A 20,177-nucleotide genomic window follows, 5' to 3' on the forward strand; every position below is an offset into this window, starting at 1 on the left:
CCGTCACTCCTCCTGTGCCCAATCGAGCGAGCGCTTGACAGCGTCGCTCCAGCGTCCGTACGTGCGGTCGGCCTCCTCGCGATCCATCTCTACCTCGAACTCCCGATCGATCTGCCAGTTGTCTCGGAGTTCGTCGACGGTCTCCCAGTAGCCCACCGCGAGGCCCGCGGCGTACGCCGACCCCAGCGCGGTGGTCTCGTCGACTTCCGGACGCACAATCTCGGTCCCGAGGATGTCGGCCTGAAGCTGACAGAGGAAATCGTTTTTCACCGCGCCGCCGTCGACGCGAAGCGACCCCATCTCGATGCCCGAGTCGGCCTCCATCGCCTCGGCGACGTCCCGGGTCTGATACGCGATCGCTTCGAGGGTCGCCCGGACGATGTGCTCTCTCTTGGTGCCGCGGGTCATTCCGACGATCGTTCCCCTCGCTCTGCCGTCCCAGTGGGGCGCGCCCAATCCGGTGAGCGCGGGGACGAAGTAGACCCCATCGGTGGAGTCGACCCGGCTTGCGAGTTCGGCGGTCTGGGCCGCGCTCTTGATCAGCCCGATGTCCTCTAAGAACTCGACGGCCGCGCCGGTGATGAAGATCGACCCCTCCAGCGCGTAGTTGATCGGCTCGCCCGAGCGTTGGAACGCGACGGTCGTGAGCAGGCCGTGATCGCTCTCAACCGCTTCCTCGCCGGTGTTCATCAGGAAAAACGAGCCCGTGCCGTAGGTGTTCTTCGCGTCGCCGGGATCGAAGCAGGTCTGGCCGAACAGCGCGGCCTGCTGGTCGCCCAGCGCCCCCGCGACGGGCACCTCGGCTCCCAGAAAGCCGTCGGGGTCGGTGTGGCCGTAGTAGTCGTCGTCCGACGAGGGGCGTACCTCGGGAAGCGAAGCCTCGGGGATCCCAAACTCCTCGAGGAGTTCCTCGTCCCAGTCGGCGTCGTGGATGTTGTACAGCATCGTCCGCGAGGCGTTGGTGACGTCCGTGATGTGGTTGCCTGTGAGCTTCTGTATCAGCCAGGTGTCGATCGTGCCGAAGCGGACCTCGCCCTCCTCGGCGCGGTCGCGCACGCTCTGTTGCTGGGCGCGTTCGAGCTTCATCGGGTCGGCGTTCTCGAGGATCCACTCGGCCTTCGTCGCCGAGAAGTACGCGTCGACCTCCAAGCCGGTCTTCTCGCGGATGGTCCCGGCCATCCCCGCGTCCTGAAGCTCCTCTACTCTGTCCGTTGTCCGGCGGTCCTGCCAGACCAGCGCGTTGTGGACCGGTGTGCCCGAGTCGCGGTCCCACAGCACTGTCGTCTCGCGCTGGTTCGTGACGCCGATGGCCGCCAACTGGTCAGCGTCGATCCCCGCCTCCGAGAGCGCGCCCGTCATCACCGACTGGGTGTTCTCCCAGATCTCGACGGGGTCGTGTTCGACCCAGCCGGGCTGAGGGTAGATCTGCTCGTGTTTCTCGTACGCGTTGGCGGCGACCTGTCCCGCGTGGTCGAACACCATAAAGCGCGTGCCGGTCGTCCCCTGGTCGATCGCACCGACGAATTGTTCGCTTGTCATGGTTAGTGTCGTTCCCGGAACGCCCCGGTCCGACGGTACCGTATTCTTTATCGATGGTACCGTACTACCGATAACCAATACTGACGTTCATGATAAATCTTTCCTACCGCCCGTAGGTGGCGTCGAACACCTGCCGGAAGACGAGCGTGGGGAATCGCGGCTCGACGCGGCTCGGTGGCCGCCCGAGGCTGTCGGTCCGTTCGGCGCGCGTTCGGTGCAGAACGCCCGTTTCGGCCAGTTCGTAGAGGAAGCGTTTGACCGTCGCCGCCGAGAGATCGAGCGAGTCCTCGCGGATGATCGTCTCGGCCGTCGCCCCGATCGATCGGTCCGTGGTATCGAGGTCGAGCAGTCGCCTGAGAACGCGCTGTCTGTTCTCAGGAAGCGCGAGGACCCGACCGATGGCGACGCTCGGTCGGGGAACCGCCTCCATTCCGGCGTCGACAGTCGCGGCCTCGACCGTCCGTTCGCCCGCCTCGCTCGCCCGTACCGCCGCGCCGAACAGGGCGGCCAGCGCGTCGTGGGCGTCCCCCTCGGCCCAGGTGGCGATCCGGCGGAGCTCCTCGTGTGAGACGGCCTGATGGGCGAGCCCCCGGGAGGCCCGACTCGTCAGGATGTCCACGAGGGCGTAGCGCTGATAGACCGGCAGGTGGACGGTCGTTTCGATCCCCACGTCGTACTCCTCGGGTGGATCGCGCCCGATCGCGAGCCACGCAACCGAGTCGGGAACGCGACCGAGAAACGACTCGACGGTAGCGAGGGGGAACGTCTCGCGTTCGCCGAGGTGATCGACCGCCACGACCGCCGTTCGGCCCGTTCGCGCGAGCCGTTCGTTCAGTAGCCCGACGAGGTGGTCGCTTCCGACCCCCTGTTTCGGGACGCGCTCGTCCAGCACCGCGTCGAGCAGCGCGTGCTGGAGGCCGAACTCGCTGCGGGTGTCCCTCGCGTCGACGTACGCGAACTCCGCCATTCCGGCGTCCTCGACGCGGGTACTCGTATGGATACTCGAACGGGTGTCACGACCGACCCGATCGAGTTCGGAAAACAACGCCGTCACGAGTGCCGATTTCCCCGATCCCTTCGGCCCCCAGACGTAGGCGTTCGGCGGGAGAGCACCGCCGAACGCCGGTTCGAGGTGATCGAGCAACTGCTCCAGTCGGGATCCCCGACCGTCCGGGTCCCGGACGTGGGCAGCCGGACTGAGCGCGTCGTAGCTCCTGATCAGCCGCGGGCCGTCGTCGGATCGTCGCCGCCTCGCGACGCGTTCTTCGATGTTCATCATATCACGGATCGAGGGCCGAGACCGGCCGTCCGACCGCCCGAGACACGCCAGCTTGGCGTCCTCGATTGAGGGAGTTGCCCGCAGGTTGCGAACACGAAGGAAAAAACCCGTGGATTCGACCGACTCTCACGAATCGGTAGTCGTGACGCCGCCGGTTCGACGGGAAATCGGTTCGGAACGGCCACTACTACCCTAACAATCAGTCGTGTGAGAAATAGTTTACTCATGATCCGCGATGAGGGGTAAAGTAAAGTGGACGGCCACGAACCACAGTACGATGGCAGATCCAGTCGACGTACTCGTCGTCGGCGGTGGCTCTACGGGCTGTGGCATCGCCCGCGATCTGGCGATGCGCGGGCTCTCGGTCACCCTCGTCGAGCAGGGCAACCTCACCCACGGGACGACGGGGCGCATGCACGGCCTGCTCCACAGCGGCGGGCGCTATGCGGTCTCCGATCAGGCCAGCGCCCGCGAGTGTATCGAGGAGAACCGGGTGTTACGCGATATCGCCGGCCACTGTGTGGAGACCACCGGCGGGCTGTTCGTCCAACTCGAGGACGACCCCGACGAGTACTTCGAGCAGAAACTCGAGGGGTGTCGGGAGTGCGACATCCCGGCGGAGGTCCTGACCGCCGAGGAGGCCCGCGAGCGCGAACCGTACCTCACCCGCGAGGTCAAACGCGCGATCGCGGTGCCCGACGGGGCGGTCGATCCCTTCCGGCTCTGTGTCGCGAACGCCGCCGACGCGGTCGAACACGGCGCGCGCGTCGAGACCCATGCGCCGGTGACCGACGTCCTCGTGGAGGGTGGCGAGGTTATCGGCGTCGAGGTCGAACACGAGTCGGGCCCGGGAAAGCGCGTTCACACGAAGCCGGGAACGACCGAGGAGATCCGCGCGGATCACGTGATCAACGCGACGGGCGCGTGGGCCGGGCGAGTAGGAGAAATGGCCGGCGTCGACGTCGAGGTCCGCCCCTCGAAGGGCGTGATGATGATCATGAACGTCCGCCAGGTCGACACCGTCGTGAACCGCTGTCGGCCGAAGGGCGACGCCGACATCGTCGTCCCCCACGAGACGACGGCGATTCTGGGGACCACGGACGTGGAAGTCGAGGACCCCGAGGACTACCCCGAGGAGCGCTGGGAGGTCGACCTGATGATCGAGACGCTCTCACAGCTCGTGCCGATCCTCAGCGAGGCCCGGACCATTCGCTCCTTCTGGGGCGTTCGCCCTCTCTACGAGCCGCCAGGGACCGGCACGACCGATCCCACGGATATCACACGGGACTTCTTCTTGCTGGATCACGAGGACCGGGACTCGCTGCCAGGGATGACCAGCATCGTCGGCGGGAAGTTCACCACCTACCGGCTGATGGCCGAGAAGATTTCTGACCATGTGTGTGAGAAACTCGGCGTTTCGGCGGCGTGTCGAACCGCCGAGGAGCCCCTGCCCGGCAGCGAGGACTTCTCCGTACTGCGCGAGTACATGGACGAGTTCGGCCTTCGCTCCCCGATCGGGCGCCGGAGCGTCCAGCGACTGGGCTCGCGGGCCGACGAGGTCCTGAAGACCGCCGAGCCGAACCCGGTGGTTTGTGACTGCGAGGCGGTCACGCGCGCGGAGATCCGAGACGCCATCGAGGGCGCTGGCTCGGATCTCAACGCCGTGCGGATCCGCACGCGCGCGTCGATGGGCAACTGTCAGGGCGGTTTTTGCTGTCACCGGATGGCGAGCGAACTGCATCCCGAATACGACGAGGAGACCGTCAGTGCGGCGTGGGACGAACTGGTCCAGGAGCGCTGGAAGGGCGAGCGCCACGCGCTGTGGGGCGAGGGGCTCTCGCAGGCCGCCCTGAACTACCAGCTGCACGGAACGACCATGAGTCTGGATCGCGAGCCCGCAGTGGCCGACTTCGCGGCGTTCGATTCCGGTACCGAGACTGCGACTGACGGGGGCAAGAGCGATGGCGATTGAGTCGGACGTGCTGGTGATCGGGGGCGGGCTCGCGGGCGCGAGTGCGGCCATCGAGGCCGCCCGCGGCGGGGCGAGCGCTCGGCTCGTCACGCACAAGGAGAACACGCTGCGCAACGCCAGCGGGCTGATCGACGTGCTGGGATATCACGGGAGCGACGAGCCGATCGTCGAGCCGTTCGAGGCGATCCCCGACCTTCCCGATCACCATCCCTACCGGAAAGTCGGTGTCGACGCGGTGCGGGAGTCGCTGGCGTTGTTCGACGAGATCACTGAAGGTCTCTACGAAGGGGGCCACACCGAAACGAACGCGCTCTCACCGACCTACGGTGGGCGGGTCAAGCCCACCAGTCGGTATCCGAAGAGTGCGGCGGCGGGGCTGGCGAGTCGAGCCGAGGACACCCTGTTAGTGGGCTTCGAAACGGTCACGACCTTCGACGCGCCGCTTTCGGCCGAGCGTCTCGATTCCTCAGTACCCTTCGAGGTACGCGGCGTGACGATCCCGTTCCCCGGCGAGTTCCGCGCGGACGCCCGGATCACCCGGTTGGCCCGCGCGCTTGACGCGGACGAACTGCTCGATCGCGAAAACCGGACCGGTACCCGCGAGGCGCTCGCCGAACGGGTAAGCGAGCACCTCGGCGATGCGAAACGTATCGGATTCCCCGCAATACTGGGCGACGAGGAGCACCGCGAGGTACGCGAGACCCTCGAAGACGAACTCGGCGTACCGGTCTTCGAGGTGCCGATGGGGCCGCCGAGCCTGCCGGGGATGCGCCTCGAAGACCGTCTCTACGAGGCGCTGGAGACGGAAGGCGTCCGCGTCGAGTCGGGCAACCCTGTCGTGGGCTACACGGCGGATGAGGGCCGGATCACGGCCGTTTCGGTCGACCGGGGCCGCCGGGAGATCCCATACCACGCAGACCAGTTCGTGCTCGCGACCGGCGGGCTGGTCGGCAAGGGGATCGATTCCACTCGCGAGGGCGTGTTCGAACCCGTCTTCGACTGTCACGTCCCCCAGCCCGAGGAACGCTACGAGTGGTTTCACGACGAAGCCTTCGACGACCAGCCCTACGCCCGGTTCGGCGTCGCGGTCGACGACGACCTCCGGCCGCTCGATCCCGAAGGAGATCCGGAGTTTTCGAACTTGCGGGCGGCGGGGGCGGTGCTCGGCGGCTACGACATGGCTCGCGAGAAATCGGCAAGCGGCGTCTCGCTTTCGACCGGGCAGGTGGCGGGCAGAAACGCGAACGAGGACCTACAATGAGTGACGCAGAATCCACTGACGAGTTCGAACCGGTACAGGTGTTCCCCGAATCCGAGGAGATGGACCTCCGACCGGGGGCCGACGACTGCTACAAGTGTTCGACCTGCGACAGCGAGTGTCCGGTCGCCGCGGTCGACGACGAGTTTCCGGGCCCGAAGTTCCAGGGGCCCGAACAGTGGCGGCTCAAACGGAAGGACGACACCGAGACCGACGACTCGGTGATGAGCTGTTCGAACTGTATGCGCTGTGACTCGGCGTGTCCCTCCGGCGTTCCGCTGAGCCAGATGCACAACACCGCGCGCGGTAGTTTCGTCGAAAACCAGATGGACAAACTCTCGCGGGAGTACATCAGGAATAGAATCCTTTCGAATTACGGGACGCTCGCGTGGTTCGGTTCGAAGGTCCCCCGACTGGCCAACGCCGTGATGAGTAGTTCAGTAGTCCAGACGGTCAACGAGAAGGTGATGGGGATCACCGCCGAACGGGAGTTCCCCGAGTTCGCAGAGCAGACCTTCCGGGAGTGGTGGTCCGAGAGGGACGGAGCCACCGTACAGAGCGACGAGAAGCGCGTCGCGTACTTCCACGGCTGCTACTCGAACTACAACACGCCCGAGGTCGGCAAGGCGATGGTGCGGGTCTTCGAGTCTTTCGGCTACGAGGTCATGGTACCTCCGCAAAAGTGTTCGGGCACCCCGATGTTCGCGAACGGGATGCTTCCGGACGCCCGGCGCGCCGCTGAAACGAACGTCGCGGAACTCTCGGCGGCCATCGAGGACGGGGCCGATATCATCGCCTCGTGTACCTCCTGTTCGCTCTCGCTTCGCCAAGAGTACCCTGAGCTGTTCGATCTCGAGGGCATCGAAGACGTTTCGGCGCACACCTACGAGGCCCTCGAATACCTGCGCATCCACGAGGACCTCTCGGGCGCGCTCGAAGAAAGCGAGGTCGATCCTCGAAAATTCGCGTACCACGCGCCGTGTCACGCGCGCAATCAGGGGCTGGCCGGCCAGGCCATCGAGTTGCTCGACGGTGTCGAGGGCGCGGAAGCCGAGGACGTTGGCGATTCGTGTTCGGGGATATCGGGGACTTACGGCTGGAAGGAAGAGAAGTACGACACCTCGATGAAGATCGGCGCGGAGATGTTCCACCACATGGAAGAGGCCGAGCCCGACGCGGGGATGACCGAATGTCCGACCTGCGCGATGCAGATGGAACACGGGACGGGCTACGAGATCCGCCACCCACTCGAAGTCATCGCCGAGGCGCTGGTCGAGTGATCGAGTAGCTCACTCGCGGTCGTCCCACCAGTCGAGCCACGCAAAGAGCGGGCCCGAAAGCCCCTCGGAGCTGATCCTGACGGTCCCGTTGAGCCGGACCCTCGCCGGCGGGCTCTCGCCGAACTCCGTGGGAACGTCGATAGCGAGGTCCTCGGCGGTGAACTCGATGGTCTCGTCGCGCGCGAGGTTCCGGTCGATCACCGAATCCGCGGTGTCGAGCCACGTCGTCGGTTTTCGCCGTTCGGTGGGTTCGGCGTCGCTCATACACGAGGTACCGAACCGAAGGCTCCTGTAGTTTCCTGTCGATCAAACCGTCGTCTCCTCGGTGTAATCGAGCGAGTCGGTGTAGTAGTCGAGTCCGAGGACGACCGCCGCACCGAGGACGACCGCGAGCACGATTGCGGCGATCAGACCCGTTGTCCAGACGTCGGTTTCGGCGGCGGCCTCCTCGACGGGCAGGCGAAGCGCACCGATCATCAGCCCGACGAGGAAGCCGAGCGTCGCCATCCGGTTTCGGTCGAAGGCACGCTTGACGAGGCGGGCCATCGTCAGCAGGCCCAACAGTGCACCCATCATGAACACGACGACGACGACTCCCGGCTCGACGGCCACCGCCACCGACCCGCCGCCCAGCAGTCCGACCAGCGCGTCGACGAACGCGGTGAGCGAGCCGAGCATGTACTCGTACTGGCCGAGGATGTAGAGGAAGGCTGCCCCCGAGATACCGGGAAGCACCATCGCGGAGATGGCGATCGCCCCGGCGAGGAAGACGAGCAGGAGGCTCGCTTGCCCGTCGGATTCCGCTGCACCACTGACGACGAACGCGAGTATCGCACCGACGAGAAGCGCGCCGATCCGGCCGGGCGTGTTCACGTCGGTCACCCGGTAGATCACCACGGCCGAGGCGGCGATCAGCCCGAAGAAAAAGCCGTTCAAGACTGCTGGATAGGCCTCGAAGGCGGCGTGGATCAGCCGCGACATCAGGAGGACGGCCGTTCCGATCCCCGCCCCGAGGACGAGCAGGAAGGGGACGTCCATCTCGAAGAGGTCCTCGCGAAAGCGGGTACGGCCCTCCGTGCTCGCGAGCCCGGGTATCGTCGCGAGGATCCGGGGATCCAGCGCGGCGATGGCGGCGATCAACCGGTCGTAGATCCCCGCGATGAGCGCGATCGTTCCCCCGGAGACGCCGGGGACGATGTCGGCCGCACCCATACAGACGCCTTTCAGATAGATCGAGAGCCACTCGCGCATTGTCGTTCGTTCTCCACAGGGGGACAAAACCGCACCGATCACTCGCCGTCAACCGATTCGCCCTCGTCGGGTGTCCCGCTCTCGACCGCGACCGTCTCGCCCGCGTAGATCGCCTCCTCGGGCACCGCGACGGTGGCGGTCTCTCCGCCGGTGGAGACCGTATAATCGCCCTCGCTGGTCACGGCGCTGTCGGTGTAGCCCGTCGCGGGGCCGGAGCCGTCGGTGGTCGCATACGGTACCGTCATCTCGTAGTTCCCCTCGTCGTCGGCGGTCGTCTCCTGGGTGTAAGTGAACGTCCGGTCCGAGGACTCGACGGTGAGTTCGATCTGTGCAGTGACCGTTTCACCCGGCTGGGCCTCGCCCGTCAGGGTCGCGCCCTCGACGCGCTCGTAGGTCTTGACGGCGTGGCTCTCGCGCTGGTCGTAGACCTGTACGTCGACGTTGGGGCTCTGTTGAAGTTGGGCGATGCGGAACTGCAGGGAGGGGGTGTACTCCTGATTAATCACGAGCGGTCGCCACTGGCCGTCGTCGACCCGGTAGGCCACGCTCACGAACTGAGTGGTCTCGGGGCTCTCGTGGACCAGCCGGTAGTGTTCCATGCCCGCCGCGTCGCCGTAGTACAGCCGCGAGAGGGCGGTCTCGTCGTAGCTCTCGCCGAGCCCCTGGACGGTCGCGGTTCCGTCGTCGGTCTGGATCGTCCTCGGTTCGAGATACGACCCGTAGCCCGGGCCGGCCCACGTCGCGATCGCCGAGAACTTCCCGCCGGCCATCTCGTCGTCGATCATCACGTAGCGGATCCCCGCGCCGTCGTCCTCGGATCCGTCGGCGATCGCCTCGAGTTCCGCCGTCGAACGGTCGTCGAGCGTCCCGTTCGGGGCGGCGGGGATCGCCCCCGCGACCGCCTCGGCGCGCTCCTCGGAGCCGGCCGTCAGGAACGCCGCCGCGCTCTTTGCGTTCTGCTGGAAGGGGTTCGCGTGGGGGATCCGCTCGCCCTGGACGGTGATCAGGTGGCCGTAGTCCCACCACGACAGCACCCCGTAGCTCCCCTCGGGGTACGCGAAGTCACCGTCTGCCGGGCGCTCGTAGGTGCCGTAGTACGCGAGGTCCTCGTCCGCACCGTCGTAGTGGCCCTCCTCGGGGGTGTTGTTCGCGAGCCAGTCGTTCGATCCCGCCCACGTCGCAGCGTCCCCGCTGGGGGCCGCGCTCGCGCCGACCCCGACGGCCGTCGCGCCTACTGCGGGGACCACCAGCGGGACGAACAACAGCAGCGCCACGGCGACACCGATCAGGATCTGATAGCTCTGCAGGCCGCCGAGTCGGAGGCCGTCACCGGAGCCGGCGGACCCGGCGGAACCGAACCAGTCGACGAGCGTCCCGATCAGTGCCGCGTTACAGACGGCCACGGCGACCGCGAGGTAGTAGTTGAAGCGGATCTGCGTAAAGGCCATGCTCGTCACGAACAGCGCCCAGACCGCCACCAGCAGGTACTCGTCGCGGTAGGTCCGGTCGAACAGCGGTCGGGCGAGAAGGCTGAGGAAGCCCAGTGCGCCCGTATAGAAGGCAAATCGGTACTCGGAGAAGGCCTTCCCGAGCGGGTTCTCGGGGGGCTGGGCCTCGACGATCGTCAGGGTCGTGCTCGTCTGACCGAACAGGAGGCGCTGGCGGACGTTGCTCGCGATCGTCCCGAACACGTCGGGGAGGACGAGGGCGGTGATCGCCGTGAGCAGCGCGATCAGCCCGAGGACTGCCAGCGGATAGCCCTGCCTCGGAAAGCCGCGGGCGTCCCACTGGCGCGCGAGCCACGCCATGAACAGACAGCCCGCGGCGACCCCGAACGCCAGAAGCGGCTGGAGGTAGCCGAACGTCGTCGCGCTCGCGGACCACCGGTCGATGACCGCCGCGGTGAGGATCCCCGTGACCGCGAGCGCGAGCGCGCCGACGAACGTGGCGTGGTCGGGGCTCATACCCCGCCAGTAGTCGACGCTCAGCGAGATCGCGAAGAAGACGCCGAAGATCCCGATCAGGATGACGCCCGGGGGCCACGTCCAGACGTACAGCGCGAGCGCGACGCCCGCGAGCGCGCCGTACCCCAGCGGTCGTTTGAGCCCCGCGAAGTCACGATCGGCGAGCTGTTCGTAGACCGGGCGCTCGCGGTGGGCCACCCGGAGCGCGGCCATCATTGCGAAGACGGCGGTCGCCATGAACAGCACCTCGGCGACGTGGTGATCGAGCGTCCCGACCGTGCTACGGCGCAGGAAGGTCCCGGGAAACAGCGCGAGCAACGCCACCCCGAGGAGCCCGCCGAGTCGTCCGCCCAATCGCGCCCCGATCGCGTAGGTCGGAAGCGCGACCAGCGCGCCCATCACCGGCACCGAGAGCAGCGCGACCCGGTAGATGGTCGCCTGGGAGGGATCGCCGAGGCCGACGACCAGCGCCGCGGTGGCGATGAGCTGGTCGAACAGGGTGCCGAACTGGCCGACGTACGCGCCAGAGGGGTAGCCCGTCCAGACGTCGTAGGACAGCGCCGACGGCCAGTTCTCGACCGAGTAGACGATCGTGCGCCAGTGATACCACGGGTCGACTGCGCTGAACGCGAGCCCGCGACCGGTGAAGGTACCGTAGGCCCGGACCCGCACCCACAGCATGAACGCAACGAGAGCGCCCAGTACCGGAACGTGATACCACCGCCGCAGTCCGCCGATCGCCGCGTTCGTATCGGGGTTCTCGTACGCCCGTTCCGTGCGCTCTCCCATCGTGCTACGGAGCGCCCAACGCGCGCATAAACCTTGTGTTCCCACTGTCGGTGTCCGAACACAAATGACTTATCGTCGCGCTCGATAGGTGAGGGCGATGAAGGGGCCATGAGACGGAGCAGGTCTCTCGCCGGCGCCGCGGGACTGCTCTCGCTGACCGGGCTGCCGTATCTCGCCTACCTCGGGGCCTACGCGCTGAAACGACCACACGGCTCGCCGGCCGCAAAACGCCCCGCAGAACCCACCGTCAGTATCGTCCTGCCCACCTACAACGAACAGCGGATCGTCGAGAGCAAACTCGAAGAGGTCGTTGCCCTCGGCTACCCCCTCGAAAAGGTCGAGGTCGTCGTCGTCGACTCCAGCGACGACCGCACCCCCGAACTCGTCGAGGAGTTCTTCGACGGTCGGGAGGCGCCCGCTCTCACGCTGATCCGCGAGGACGAACGGCGAGGGCTGGCCCACGCGCTCAACGAGGCGTACGCCGCGGCGAGCGGCGAGATGGTCGTCAAGACCGACTGTGATTCGCGGATCGCCGCCGCCGCGCTCCGGGAGGCGGCTGCCAACCTCGCGGACCCGGCGGTCGGCGCGGTCACGGGCCGCAACGCCGAGGTGCTCGGCGGAAGCGGCGTCGAGCGGGGCTATCGCGACGTTCAGGCGGTCGTCCAGACGCTCGAATCGCACCTCGACTCGACGCTGATCTTCCACGGTCCGTTCTGTGCGTTCGAGCGCGAGGCGATCGTGCCCATCGACGAGGACTCGATGGCCGACGACTCGGAGTTGGCGTTGAAGATCCGAAAGGGAGGAAAACGCGCGGTGTTCGATCCCGACATCGAGTACAAGGAGGCGGCCCACTCGGGCTTCAGAAAGCGGCGCAAACAGAAGGACCGTCGCGCGATGGGACTGGTGCGCCTGCTGTGGCGCCAGCGGGACATGCTCGGGGGCTACGGCGCCTACGGTCGGGCGGTCTTGCCGTTCAACTGGTGGTTCATGGTCGTCTCGCCGTGGCTCACGGTCGCGATCCTCGGACTGCTCCTCGTCGGCGGCCTCCTCGCTGGCGTCCTGCCGGGACTTGTCGTCCTCGCCGGCGGCCTCCTGACGGTGCTGCTCGGCTCACGGGACGCGCTCGGCCCGCTCCAACCGCTCTACGCGGTCTTCGACACGCAGGTGTCGCTGTTCCGGGCGTGCCTCCGACTCCTCGGCGGCGAGGGCGACGGGACCTGGGAGGTCGACCTCGAACTCAGGGAGGTCTACGATGAGTGAGGACCGCGACGAGGGTGCGGGAACGAACCCCGGCTCGCCCCGGGTGGCGATCCTCCACGACCGATTTCCGGGGATCGGCGGCGGAGAGGCCTTCGCGATCGAGGCCGCCCGCGTCCTCGACGCTCCGATCTACACGGCCTACGTCGCAGAGGGAACCGAGATCCCCGAGGACGTCACCGTGATCCCCTTCAGACAGTCGAAGTACACCGCCCTCCCGTTCGGGCCGTTTCTGGAGTGGAAGAACGAGGGCATGAACCCCTTCGAAACGCTCAACGTCGCCCTCGACATGACCGACGCCCACCCGGAACTGGGCGAGTACGACGTGATCCTCGAGAGCGCCCCGCTTTCGAAGTACTACGTCCCGGACGTAGATCAGCGGATCGTCCACTACCCCCACAGCCCGCCGCGGTGGCTCTACGACCTCTACCGGGACCGGCTGGCGTCGTTTCGCCGGCCCGGCGTGGAGGCAGTTATCAAGGGGTATGCTAAACTGTGGCGCGCGCTCGATAAGGAGGCCAACGACTACGTCGATCGGTTCGTCGCCAACAGCGAACTGGTACGCGATCGCATTCGCCGGTACTACGACGAGGACGCTACAGTGGTGTATCCGCCGGTGACCGGCGACTGGCGCAACGAGGGCGACGAGGGCTACTTCCTCACGTGGTCGCGTCTGGCCCCCGAAAAGCGGATCGACCTGATCGCCAAGGCCTTCACGAGACTCGACGAACGGCTCGTGATCGCGGGCGACGGCCAGCAGCGCGAGGCGATCGAACGGATCGCGGCGGGTCACGACAACATCGAAGTGAGGGGCTACGTCGAGGACATCGAGACGCTGGTCGCGCGCTGTCGGGCGGTCGTCTACGCACCGAAGCAGGAGGACTTCGGGCTCGTCGGGGCCGAAGCCATGTCGGCGGGCAAGCCCCTGGTCGGTGTGAACGAGGGGTTTACGACGTATCAGGTCGAGCCCGGAGTGACGGGCCTGCGATTCGAGCCGACGGTCGGATCTCTCCGGGAGACGGTTCGGGCGTTCGATTCCAGGGACTTCGATTCACGCGAAATCCGAGAGGTCGCCGAACGCTACAGGTATGAGCGATTTGAACGCGATCTCCGGGAAGTCGTCGAGGAAGCTAATACCGCGAACGAAGGTGAGAACGGATGAGCGTTCAGCGTCCGATAACGGCGCCGTCGCCCGAGATCTCGGTCGTCATCCCCACGCTTCCATCGAACGACACCGCCACGGTCGTCGAATACCTCGAACGCCAGACGTTCAATGGTTTCGAGGTGATCGTCGTCAACGACGCCGATCTCGACATCTGTGAGGCTCGAAACGAGGGAATCAAGGTATCTAATGGTGCCGTCGTCGCTCTGACCGATGACGACTGTCAGCCCGGACCGGACTGGCTCTCGACGATCCGGAACGCATTCCAGAGCGAGACGGATCTCGTCTGCCTCGAAGGCTCGGTCCATGGTGGACGGACCTACGAGGGGACTCGGCGATACGTCGGCTGCAATTTGGCGTTCGACCGCGAGGCAGCCCGCACGGTCGGCGGGTTCAGGAGTGACTACGCGGGATGGCGCGACGACACCGAGTTCGGCTGGCGAATGGAACGGGACGCCAGTGGTCAATGTGGGTATTCCGGTCGGGTACGGATGCACCACCCACCCGTGCCGCGAGCGAAAATCGATGAGGACATCGAGGCCCGCCTCCGATCGGAGTACCCCGATCGGTACGAGGAAATCATCGTTCCGAATTCCGCTCTCGCGCGGATCAACGACTGGCTGTGGCGACGGGGCATCTGGGACGCAATCGACCGGATACGATACAGAGGTGACTACCAATGACGAACATCGCTTTGGTTGTACTCGATACGCTGCGCAAGGACTCCTTCGACGAACACTTCGACTGGCTTCCCGGCACTCGCTTCGAGAACGCCTGGAGTACGAGCCACTGGACGGTGCCGGCACACGCGTCGCTGTTCACCGGGAAGTACGCGAGCGAGGTGGGGGTGTATTCGGGAGCCGAATCATTGGACTACCCTGGACCCGTTCTGCCGGAGCTCTTCAGTGATTCGGGGTTCGAAACGCGGGCGTTCAGCGCGAACGTCAATATCTCGAAGAAATTCGACTGGCACCGCGGGTTCGACTGGTTCGAGGGGAGCTGGCGGCTCCGAGCGCTCGACGAGAACGTCTTCGACTGGGACGAGTTCATCACGAACAACCGAGACCGCGGTCCGGAGCGGTACCTCTCCGCTCTCCGACAGTGCGTACTGGGCGACTGTGATACCGTACCCTCGCTGAAACGGGGTGCGTTGATGAAGATGCGTGATCTCGGCATCGGTGACGAGACTCGCGACGACGGTGCGACTCGTGCCTTGGACCTCGTTCGAGAGTGGGAGTTCGGGGACGAGGAGTTCCTGTTCGTCAACCTGATGGAAGCTCACAGCCCGTATGCGCCACCTGAGGAGTATCGAGACGTGGAGCCGCCGGAGATTGATAGCCTCGAAGCGACGTATCGAAGCGAGGACGTCGACTTCGAACACATCCGGCGTGCGTACGACGGGAGCGTCCGCTATCTCTCCGATATGTACCGGCGCATCTTCGACGAACTCAGGACCGACTTCGACATCGTCGTCACCATGGGCGACCACGGGGAGTTACTCGGCGAGCACGACGCCTGTGGCCACCTCTATGGCATCTATCCGGAGCTCACTCACGTTCCGCTTTCGGTCTGGACCGGCGGGAGCGAAACGACCGTCCGAGACGAGGGCGTGAGTCTTCTCGACGTGCACGCAACGGTTCTCGAAGCGGGCGGCCTCGATTCGAAGCGGAGCCGCGGTCGTGACCTCCGCGAGAAACGGGCGGATTCGGACTGGCTCACGGAGTACCACGGCATTGCCGACCGCCACTCCCAGTCCCTAGCGAACAAGGGTATCACCGACATTGACGAACTGAAACGGGAACTCTCGGGGTTCGCTCGCGGAAAGCATTACTTCTACGAGACATTCGACGGCTACGACGGAGCGATGCCGCCGTACGACGATCCAACCGATCGGCTCGCCACCCTCCTCGCCGACCGACGGAGGCGCCACGTCGAGGAAGACGGAGAGATCGACGACGCCGTGCTGACGCAATTGGAGGACTTAGGCTATGCGTGAGGAAGCGGACTCGTCGGGAACGCTGGTGGTCATCGCCCTAGATGCGGCCGACTACCGTCTCGCACGGCGGTGGGACTGTGGGAATATCCTGCTCGATAACCACGGTCGCATCGAGACGTTCGCGTACTCGAAGGACGAACCCATCACGCTCGAAGTATGGACCTCGGTCGCAACGGGCGTCCATCCGGAAGAACATGGCATGTCCTCGACCGGCGAGCAACAGGAGTGGGAGAGTCCGCTGCTTCGAGCCGCGGGCACCGTCGCCCCGTACGTTCTTTCGAAGGACCTTCGGGTTCGGCTCGGAACTGCTCTCCGTGGTGACGAAGACGCGGCGGGAATGACGTTCGGCCGGACCAAGGTCGATCACGTGTTCCCCGAGGGCGGTGTCTACGGGTGGCCGGGAATCTCTTCTGCGACCCACCTCTCACAGACCTGGCACTGGCTGAATCTCGCCCAGCGCGGCGAGATAACCGACGTGGAGCTCTGGCGACGCCTGTATGCGAATGCGGGCAAGGAACTCGGATGGGCGATAGGCATGGCCCGAACCGACCTCTCCCTCGTCGGCGTCCACATGCACATCCTGGATGCGGCGGGCCACGCGTACGCGAACCGCGAGGAGAAGCTGCGCGCAGTCTATGAGCACGTCGACGACATGCTCGGGGCCCTCCGCGAGCGGGTCGGGACGCTTGTCGTACTCTCGGATCATGGGATGCAGGTGTCGACGATCCCAGGGGACGACAGACCGGGCGATCACAGTTGGCGGGCGACGTTCGCGACGACGGCCGACGGTGACCGGCCCGAGAGCGTCTTCGAGGTCCGTGAATGGCTCGAAGCCCGCATCGACACCGAACGCGAACAGTCTCGAACGGAAGCCGCCTCGCTCGATACGACCCGCGAGCAACTCGAAGACCTCGGATACCTATGAACGCACTCATCCAAACCGAGTTTCGAACGACCGTTTCCGAGGGGGATCACCCATGAACACCCTGTTGCTCACCGTCGACTCCCTCCGGCACGACCACTTCCAACACATGCCCGCGACGCAGGCGTTCCTCGATCGGACCCACGACCGTGCCTTTGCGACCAGCACCGCGACGATGGGGAGTTTCCCCGCCATCGTCGGTGGCGAGTACGCCACGGGGACCGGCCTTGAGGGCGAGTCGGTCGCCAGTACATTTGAGAACTATAGCGTCGGGATCACGACCAACCACCTGCTCTCCGAGTCGTACGGCTACGACGTCGGTTTCGACGCGTTCACGTCGCCGAAGGGCGGCGGCGAGACGATCAAGGACAAGGGTGCGATCCACCTCACGAGGGGGACGATTCCCTACGAGATCGTAAGATGGGGATGGGGTCGCTACCAGCAACTACAGGGTTTCATCGGTGATGTCGAGAAGTCGTTCCGGCCGGCCGAGGACGTGATCGAGGAGTTTCTGAGCGAAACCGAGCCCCACGAGGAGTGGTTCGGCTGGCTGCACTTCATGGAGCCCCACCACCCCTACGATCCCGACGGCGCGTCGGTGAGCCGGGCGGAGGCCCAGCGCGTCACGCGAAAGGTCCTCGCGGGGAAGAGCTCGGAGGACGACGAGGAGCTGGTCCGCGAACTCTACGCGCGGGAAATCCGGGAACTCGACGAGAAACTCGAAGCGCTCTGGGAGGCGATCCCCGCCGAGACGCGGGTCGTCTTCTGTGCGGACCACGGGGAACTGCTCGGCGAGGGCGGACTGTGGGGTCATCCCGGCAAGATGCGCCCCGATCTCCTCCGGGTGCCCTTCGCGACGAAAAACGCGCCCGAACTCGGCGAGGTCGTCTCGCTGATTGACGTGCCCACGATCCTCCGGGGCGAGAACCACGGGCTGGGAACGCTCGGCCGAGAGGTCGCCTTCGCGGCCTACGGCGACCGGAAGGCCGCGATGAACGCCGAACACATCGCTACGGCGGAGGGAACCTGCCGGCTGACCGACGGCGAGCGGACGAGCGATCCGGATCTGGAACGCGCCCACGACCGGTTCGACCCCGAGTACGTCGTCAAGGAGGACGCGCTCCGGGAGGACCTGGAGGATCTGGGATACGTATGACGCTGGTCGTCCTCGCGCTCGACGCGCTGGATGCCGGGCTGGTCGAGCACTTCGACATCGAGGCGTTCCGATTGAACTCGGGTGGCGGAATCGAGACGTTCGCCCACACCCAGGACACCCCCTACACCCCCGAGGTCTGGGCGACCGTCGCGACCGGCCTCCCGCCCGAGGACCACGGCGTCACGGGAGCGGGAACCAGCGAGTGGGACAGCGCCGTTCTCTCGGCACTCTCGCGGGTCAGCGGGCGGTTCAGCGAGTCCACCCGCGGGACGCTCGGCGGGTTCGTCCGCCGACACACGGGCGAGCGCGAACGAATCGGGGAGACCGACGCCGACTCGGTGTTCGACCGCGACGGCGCGGTGGTTCACAACTGGCCCGGCATCCACGACGGAAGCTACCTCCAGCGCGCCTGGGACCTGATGAACGCGGCCTCGGAGGGGGCCCCCCGCCACGAGTTCGAGCGCGACCTCTTCGGGCTCTGTGCCGGGCAGTTCGGCTGGGCCCGGGAGATGCTGAACCACCCTGTCTCGCTGGCCGGCGTCCACGTCCACACGCTCGACGCCGCGGGCCACGCCTACGCTGACGACGAGGCAGCCCTCCGGCGGGTCTACGGGCGCGTCGGGGCGTTCGTCGCGGGGATCGAGGCGGCCCTCGGCCCCGACGACGACCTCCTGCTTCTGAGCGACCACGGGATGCGAACGGCCTTCTATCCGGGCGACGAGGGCGAGGATCCCGCGGGTCACTCGTGGCGGGCCTATGCGAGCACGACGGCTGACGACCATCCGACGTCGGTCTTCGAGGTCCGGGAGTGGATCGAGGCGCGGGTCACCGATACACGCGTCGAACGCGAGGAACTCGACATGCCGACCGAGCGGTTGCGGGAACTGGGCTATCTCGAATGACCGGGACCGACGCCTCGAGCGTCAGCCTCGGCGGTGAAACGGTAAAGGCGACGGTCGCGAAGTTCACGATGGCGGCCATCGGGTTCGTCGGGACGATCGTCTTCGCCCGCGTTCTGGGCCCGACTGGCTTCGGCGGGTTCTACCTCCTGTTCTCGCTGGTCAAACTCGCCGACCGGGCCGTCTCCGGGTGGGGGTCGGCGACAAAGAAACGTTACTCCGAGGCCACGGCGAACGGAAACGAGATCCTCGGCGGTCTGCTCGCCTTTACCGTCGTCTGGGTCGCCCTGGCGGGGATCGCCCTCCTGATCGGCTCGGAGTGGCTGATCGACTATACGGGGCTTCCGGCGGCGCCGGTCATGTTCGCGCTGTTGTTGGTCGCGGTCACGCTGTACGAACCGGTCGAGCAGGTGGTCCAGGCCCGGGGACTCGTCGGCGCGGCGACGTGGATCGACACCGTCAGGTCCGCGCTCACGTTTCCCTTGCAGGTAGCGTTCGTCCTCTTGGGGTTCGGGGCCGCCGGGATGGCCTACGGGCTGGCGGCCGCGACCCTGCTTGTGATTCCCCTCCTCTGGCGGTTCGTCGACGGACGACCGACGCGCCCCTCCCGCGGGACCCTCCGGAGCCTGTGGTCCTATGCCAGATACAGCATTCCCAACTCGTTTCTCGGGCAGGCCTACGACCGCTTCGACGTCCTGCTGTTGGGATTCCTCCTGACGCCGGCGGTCGCGGGCTACTACGAGGTCGCGTTCAAACTCACCCTCCCCGCGGCGTTCGTCATGATGACCGCCGCGAGCGGACTGATGGCCCGCGTGAGTCACAAACACAGCCGGGACGAGCCCTTCGCCGAGGACGTCTCGAACACGCTTGCGTTCTCGAGCGTGCTGGCCGTCCCCATGGTCTTCGGCGCGTTCGCCCTCTCTCGACCGCTCGTCGTCACCCTGTACGGCCCCGAGTACGCCCCCGCGGACACCTTCCTGATCGGACTGGCCGTCTACCAACTGCTGACGACCCAGCGGGGCCCGCTCTCGCGGACGATCGACGCCATCGACCGGCCCGACGTCAACACCGTCCTCTCGGTGCTGACCCTCGGGATCAACGTCGTCCTCGGGATCGCTCTCGTCCTCGAGATCGGCGCGATCGGGGTCGTCGTCGCGACCGTGATCGCCGAATCGCTCCGCTACGCCGTCTCGGCGGCGTACGTCCGCCGGACGCTCCCAGATGTCGACCTCCTCCCCCGAACGCTCCTCGAACAGGTCGGGGCCGCAACGGTGATGGTCGGCGTCGTCGTCCTCTTCCGCGGGACGATCCCGATTCAGCGATGGTACCACCTGCTCGCCGTCGTCGCCGTCGGGGCGCTCGTCTACGGCGTCGTCCTCCTGATCGGGAGTCCGAAACTCCGAGTAACCATCGAGGGCGTCGTTCGTGAGTCGCGTCTCGGGCGGTAAAAAAA

16 protein-coding genes are annotated in these 20,177 nt (G+C 66.2%); 11 read left to right on the forward strand and 5 right to left on the reverse strand.

The window, feature by feature from the left end:
• Positions 1-3: 3 nt before the first annotated feature.
• Positions 4-1,539, reverse strand: a complete 1,536-nt coding sequence (glpK, locus tag HAPAU_RS10585; protein ID WP_066382418.1) for a glycerol kinase GlpK — start codon at positions 1,537-1,539, stop codon at positions 4-6.
• Between the two features lie 103 nt (positions 1,540-1,642).
• The gene (locus HAPAU_RS10590) at positions 1,643-2,815 is read right to left on the reverse strand and encodes a Cdc6/Cdc18 family protein (RefSeq protein WP_066383211.1); all 1,173 of its coding nucleotides are present in this window, start codon (positions 2,813-2,815) and stop codon (positions 1,643-1,645) included.
• Between the two features lie 280 nt (positions 2,816-3,095).
• Between HAPAU_RS10590 and glpA the strand changes: the two genes are divergently transcribed.
• The 3 genes from glpA to HAPAU_RS10605 are packed head-to-tail and all read left to right on the forward strand — an operon-like array spanning position 3,096 to position 7,328.
• Positions 3,096-4,790 carry an anaerobic glycerol-3-phosphate dehydrogenase subunit GlpA gene (gene glpA, locus HAPAU_RS10595; RefSeq protein WP_066382420.1) on the forward strand — a complete coding sequence of 565 codons (1,695 nt, stop codon included), beginning with the start codon at positions 3,096-3,098 and terminating at the stop codon, positions 4,788-4,790.
• Entirely contained in the window at positions 4,780-6,051 is a 1,272-nt protein-coding gene (gene glpB, locus HAPAU_RS10600; protein ID WP_066382423.1) for a glycerol-3-phosphate dehydrogenase subunit GlpB, read from the forward strand. Before glpA ends, glpB begins: the two co-directional genes overlap by 11 nt.
• Positions 6,048-7,328 (forward strand): anaerobic glycerol-3-phosphate dehydrogenase subunit C, encoded by a 1,281-nt coding sequence (locus HAPAU_RS10605; protein ID WP_066382426.1) that lies wholly within the window; start codon positions 6,048-6,050, stop codon positions 7,326-7,328. Before glpB ends, HAPAU_RS10605 begins: the two co-directional genes overlap by 4 nt.
• A 9-nt stretch (positions 7,329-7,337) precedes the next feature.
• Here HAPAU_RS10605 and HAPAU_RS10610 read toward each other — a convergent pair whose 3' ends face one another.
• From HAPAU_RS10610 to HAPAU_RS10620, 3 genes are read right to left on the reverse strand one after another with little or no spacing between them, the layout of a single operon-like run.
• Complete coding sequence (locus HAPAU_RS10610; RefSeq protein WP_066382428.1) at positions 7,338-7,592, reverse strand: hypothetical protein; 255 nt, start codon at positions 7,590-7,592, stop codon at positions 7,338-7,340.
• A gap of 42 nt (positions 7,593-7,634) precedes the next feature.
• Positions 7,635-8,579, reverse strand: coding sequence for a DUF368 domain-containing protein (locus tag HAPAU_RS10615; RefSeq protein ID WP_066382430.1), 945 nt, complete (start codon positions 8,577-8,579; stop codon positions 7,635-7,637).
• Between the two features lie 38 nt (positions 8,580-8,617).
• Entirely contained in the window at positions 8,618-11,332 is a 2,715-nt protein-coding gene (locus tag HAPAU_RS10620) for an oligosaccharyl transferase, archaeosortase A system-associated (RefSeq protein ID WP_066382433.1), read from the reverse strand.
• Between the two features lie 108 nt (positions 11,333-11,440).
• Here HAPAU_RS10620 and HAPAU_RS10625 point away from each other — a divergent pair, with 108 nt between their 5' ends.
• The 8 genes from HAPAU_RS10625 to HAPAU_RS10660 are packed head-to-tail and all read left to right on the forward strand — an operon-like array spanning position 11,441 to position 20,172.
• Positions 11,441-12,592: a glycosyltransferase gene (locus HAPAU_RS10625; protein WP_066382435.1), complete on the forward strand. Its 1,152-nt coding sequence runs from the start codon at positions 11,441-11,443 to the stop codon at positions 12,590-12,592.
• Positions 12,585-13,751, forward strand: a complete 1,167-nt coding sequence (locus HAPAU_RS10630) for a glycosyltransferase (protein ID WP_066382437.1) — start codon at positions 12,585-12,587, stop codon at positions 13,749-13,751. Before HAPAU_RS10625 ends, HAPAU_RS10630 begins: the two co-directional genes overlap by 8 nt.
• Positions 13,748-14,434 carry a glycosyltransferase family 2 protein gene (locus tag HAPAU_RS10635; protein WP_245634076.1) on the forward strand — a complete coding sequence of 229 codons (687 nt, stop codon included), beginning with the start codon at positions 13,748-13,750 and terminating at the stop codon, positions 14,432-14,434. The genes HAPAU_RS10630 and HAPAU_RS10635 overlap by 4 nt, the downstream gene beginning before the upstream one ends.
• A complete protein-coding gene (locus tag HAPAU_RS10640) occupies positions 14,431-15,747 on the forward strand; it encodes a sulfatase-like hydrolase/transferase (protein WP_066382439.1) in 1,317 nt (438 codons plus the stop codon). The genes HAPAU_RS10635 and HAPAU_RS10640 overlap by 4 nt, the downstream gene beginning before the upstream one ends.
• The gene (locus tag HAPAU_RS10645; RefSeq protein WP_066382441.1) at positions 15,740-16,672 is read left to right on the forward strand and encodes an alkaline phosphatase family protein; all 933 of its coding nucleotides are present in this window, start codon (positions 15,740-15,742) and stop codon (positions 16,670-16,672) included. Before HAPAU_RS10640 ends, HAPAU_RS10645 begins: the two co-directional genes overlap by 8 nt.
• Positions 16,673-16,724: 52 nt before the next feature.
• Entirely contained in the window at positions 16,725-17,825 is a 1,101-nt protein-coding gene (locus HAPAU_RS10650) for a sulfatase-like hydrolase/transferase (RefSeq protein ID WP_066382443.1), read from the forward strand.
• Positions 17,822-18,727 (forward strand): alkaline phosphatase family protein, encoded by a 906-nt coding sequence (locus HAPAU_RS10655; RefSeq protein WP_066382445.1) that lies wholly within the window; start codon positions 17,822-17,824, stop codon positions 18,725-18,727. Before HAPAU_RS10650 ends, HAPAU_RS10655 begins: the two co-directional genes overlap by 4 nt.
• Positions 18,724-20,172 (forward strand): oligosaccharide flippase family protein, encoded by a 1,449-nt coding sequence (locus tag HAPAU_RS10660; RefSeq protein WP_066382447.1) that lies wholly within the window; start codon positions 18,724-18,726, stop codon positions 20,170-20,172. Before HAPAU_RS10655 ends, HAPAU_RS10660 begins: the two co-directional genes overlap by 4 nt.
• The last annotated feature ends 5 nt before the right edge of the window (positions 20,173-20,177 follow it).

Source organism: Halalkalicoccus paucihalophilus, assembly GCF_001593955.1.
Classification (GTDB): Archaea; Halobacteriota; Halobacteria; order Halobacteriales; family Halalkalicoccaceae; genus Halalkalicoccus; species Halalkalicoccus paucihalophilus.

Bases quoted from the DNA above. Each gene is read 5' to 3' on its own strand.
- HAPAU_RS10620 (WP_066382433.1), bottom strand. From the start codon at position 11,332: ATGGGAGAGCGCACGGAACGGGCGTACGAGAACCCCGATACGAACGCG.
- HAPAU_RS10630 (WP_066382437.1), top strand. From the start codon at position 12,585: ATGAGTGAGGACCGCGACGAGGGTGCGGGAACGAACCCCGGCTCGCCC.
- HAPAU_RS10635 (WP_245634076.1), top strand. From the start codon at position 13,748: ATGAGCGTTCAGCGTCCGATAACGGCGCCGTCGCCCGAGATCTCGGTC.
- HAPAU_RS10625 (WP_066382435.1), top strand. From the start codon at position 11,441: ATGAGACGGAGCAGGTCTCTCGCCGGCGCCGCGGGACTGCTCTCGCTG.
- HAPAU_RS10660 (WP_066382447.1), top strand. From the start codon at position 18,724: ATGACCGGGACCGACGCCTCGAGCGTCAGCCTCGGCGGTGAAACGGTA.
- HAPAU_RS10590 (WP_066383211.1), bottom strand. From the start codon at position 2,815: ATGAACATCGAAGAACGCGTCGCGAGGCGGCGACGATCCGACGACGGC.
- HAPAU_RS10655 (WP_066382445.1), top strand. From the start codon at position 17,822: ATGACGCTGGTCGTCCTCGCGCTCGACGCGCTGGATGCCGGGCTGGTC.
- HAPAU_RS10650 (WP_066382443.1), top strand. From the start codon at position 16,725: ATGAACACCCTGTTGCTCACCGTCGACTCCCTCCGGCACGACCACTTC.
- glpK (WP_066382418.1), bottom strand. From the start codon at position 1,539: ATGACAAGCGAACAATTCGTCGGTGCGATCGACCAGGGGACGACCGGC.
- glpA (WP_066382420.1), top strand. From the start codon at position 3,096: ATGGCAGATCCAGTCGACGTACTCGTCGTCGGCGGTGGCTCTACGGGC.
- HAPAU_RS10640 (WP_066382439.1), top strand. From the start codon at position 14,431: ATGACGAACATCGCTTTGGTTGTACTCGATACGCTGCGCAAGGACTCC.
- HAPAU_RS10645 (WP_066382441.1), top strand. From the start codon at position 15,740: ATGCGTGAGGAAGCGGACTCGTCGGGAACGCTGGTGGTCATCGCCCTA.
- HAPAU_RS10615 (WP_066382430.1), bottom strand. From the start codon at position 8,579: ATGCGCGAGTGGCTCTCGATCTATCTGAAAGGCGTCTGTATGGGTGCG.
- glpB (WP_066382423.1), top strand. From the start codon at position 4,780: ATGGCGATTGAGTCGGACGTGCTGGTGATCGGGGGCGGGCTCGCGGGC.
- HAPAU_RS10610 (WP_066382428.1), bottom strand. From the start codon at position 7,592: ATGAGCGACGCCGAACCCACCGAACGGCGAAAACCGACGACGTGGCTC.
- HAPAU_RS10605 (WP_066382426.1), top strand. From the start codon at position 6,048: ATGAGTGACGCAGAATCCACTGACGAGTTCGAACCGGTACAGGTGTTC.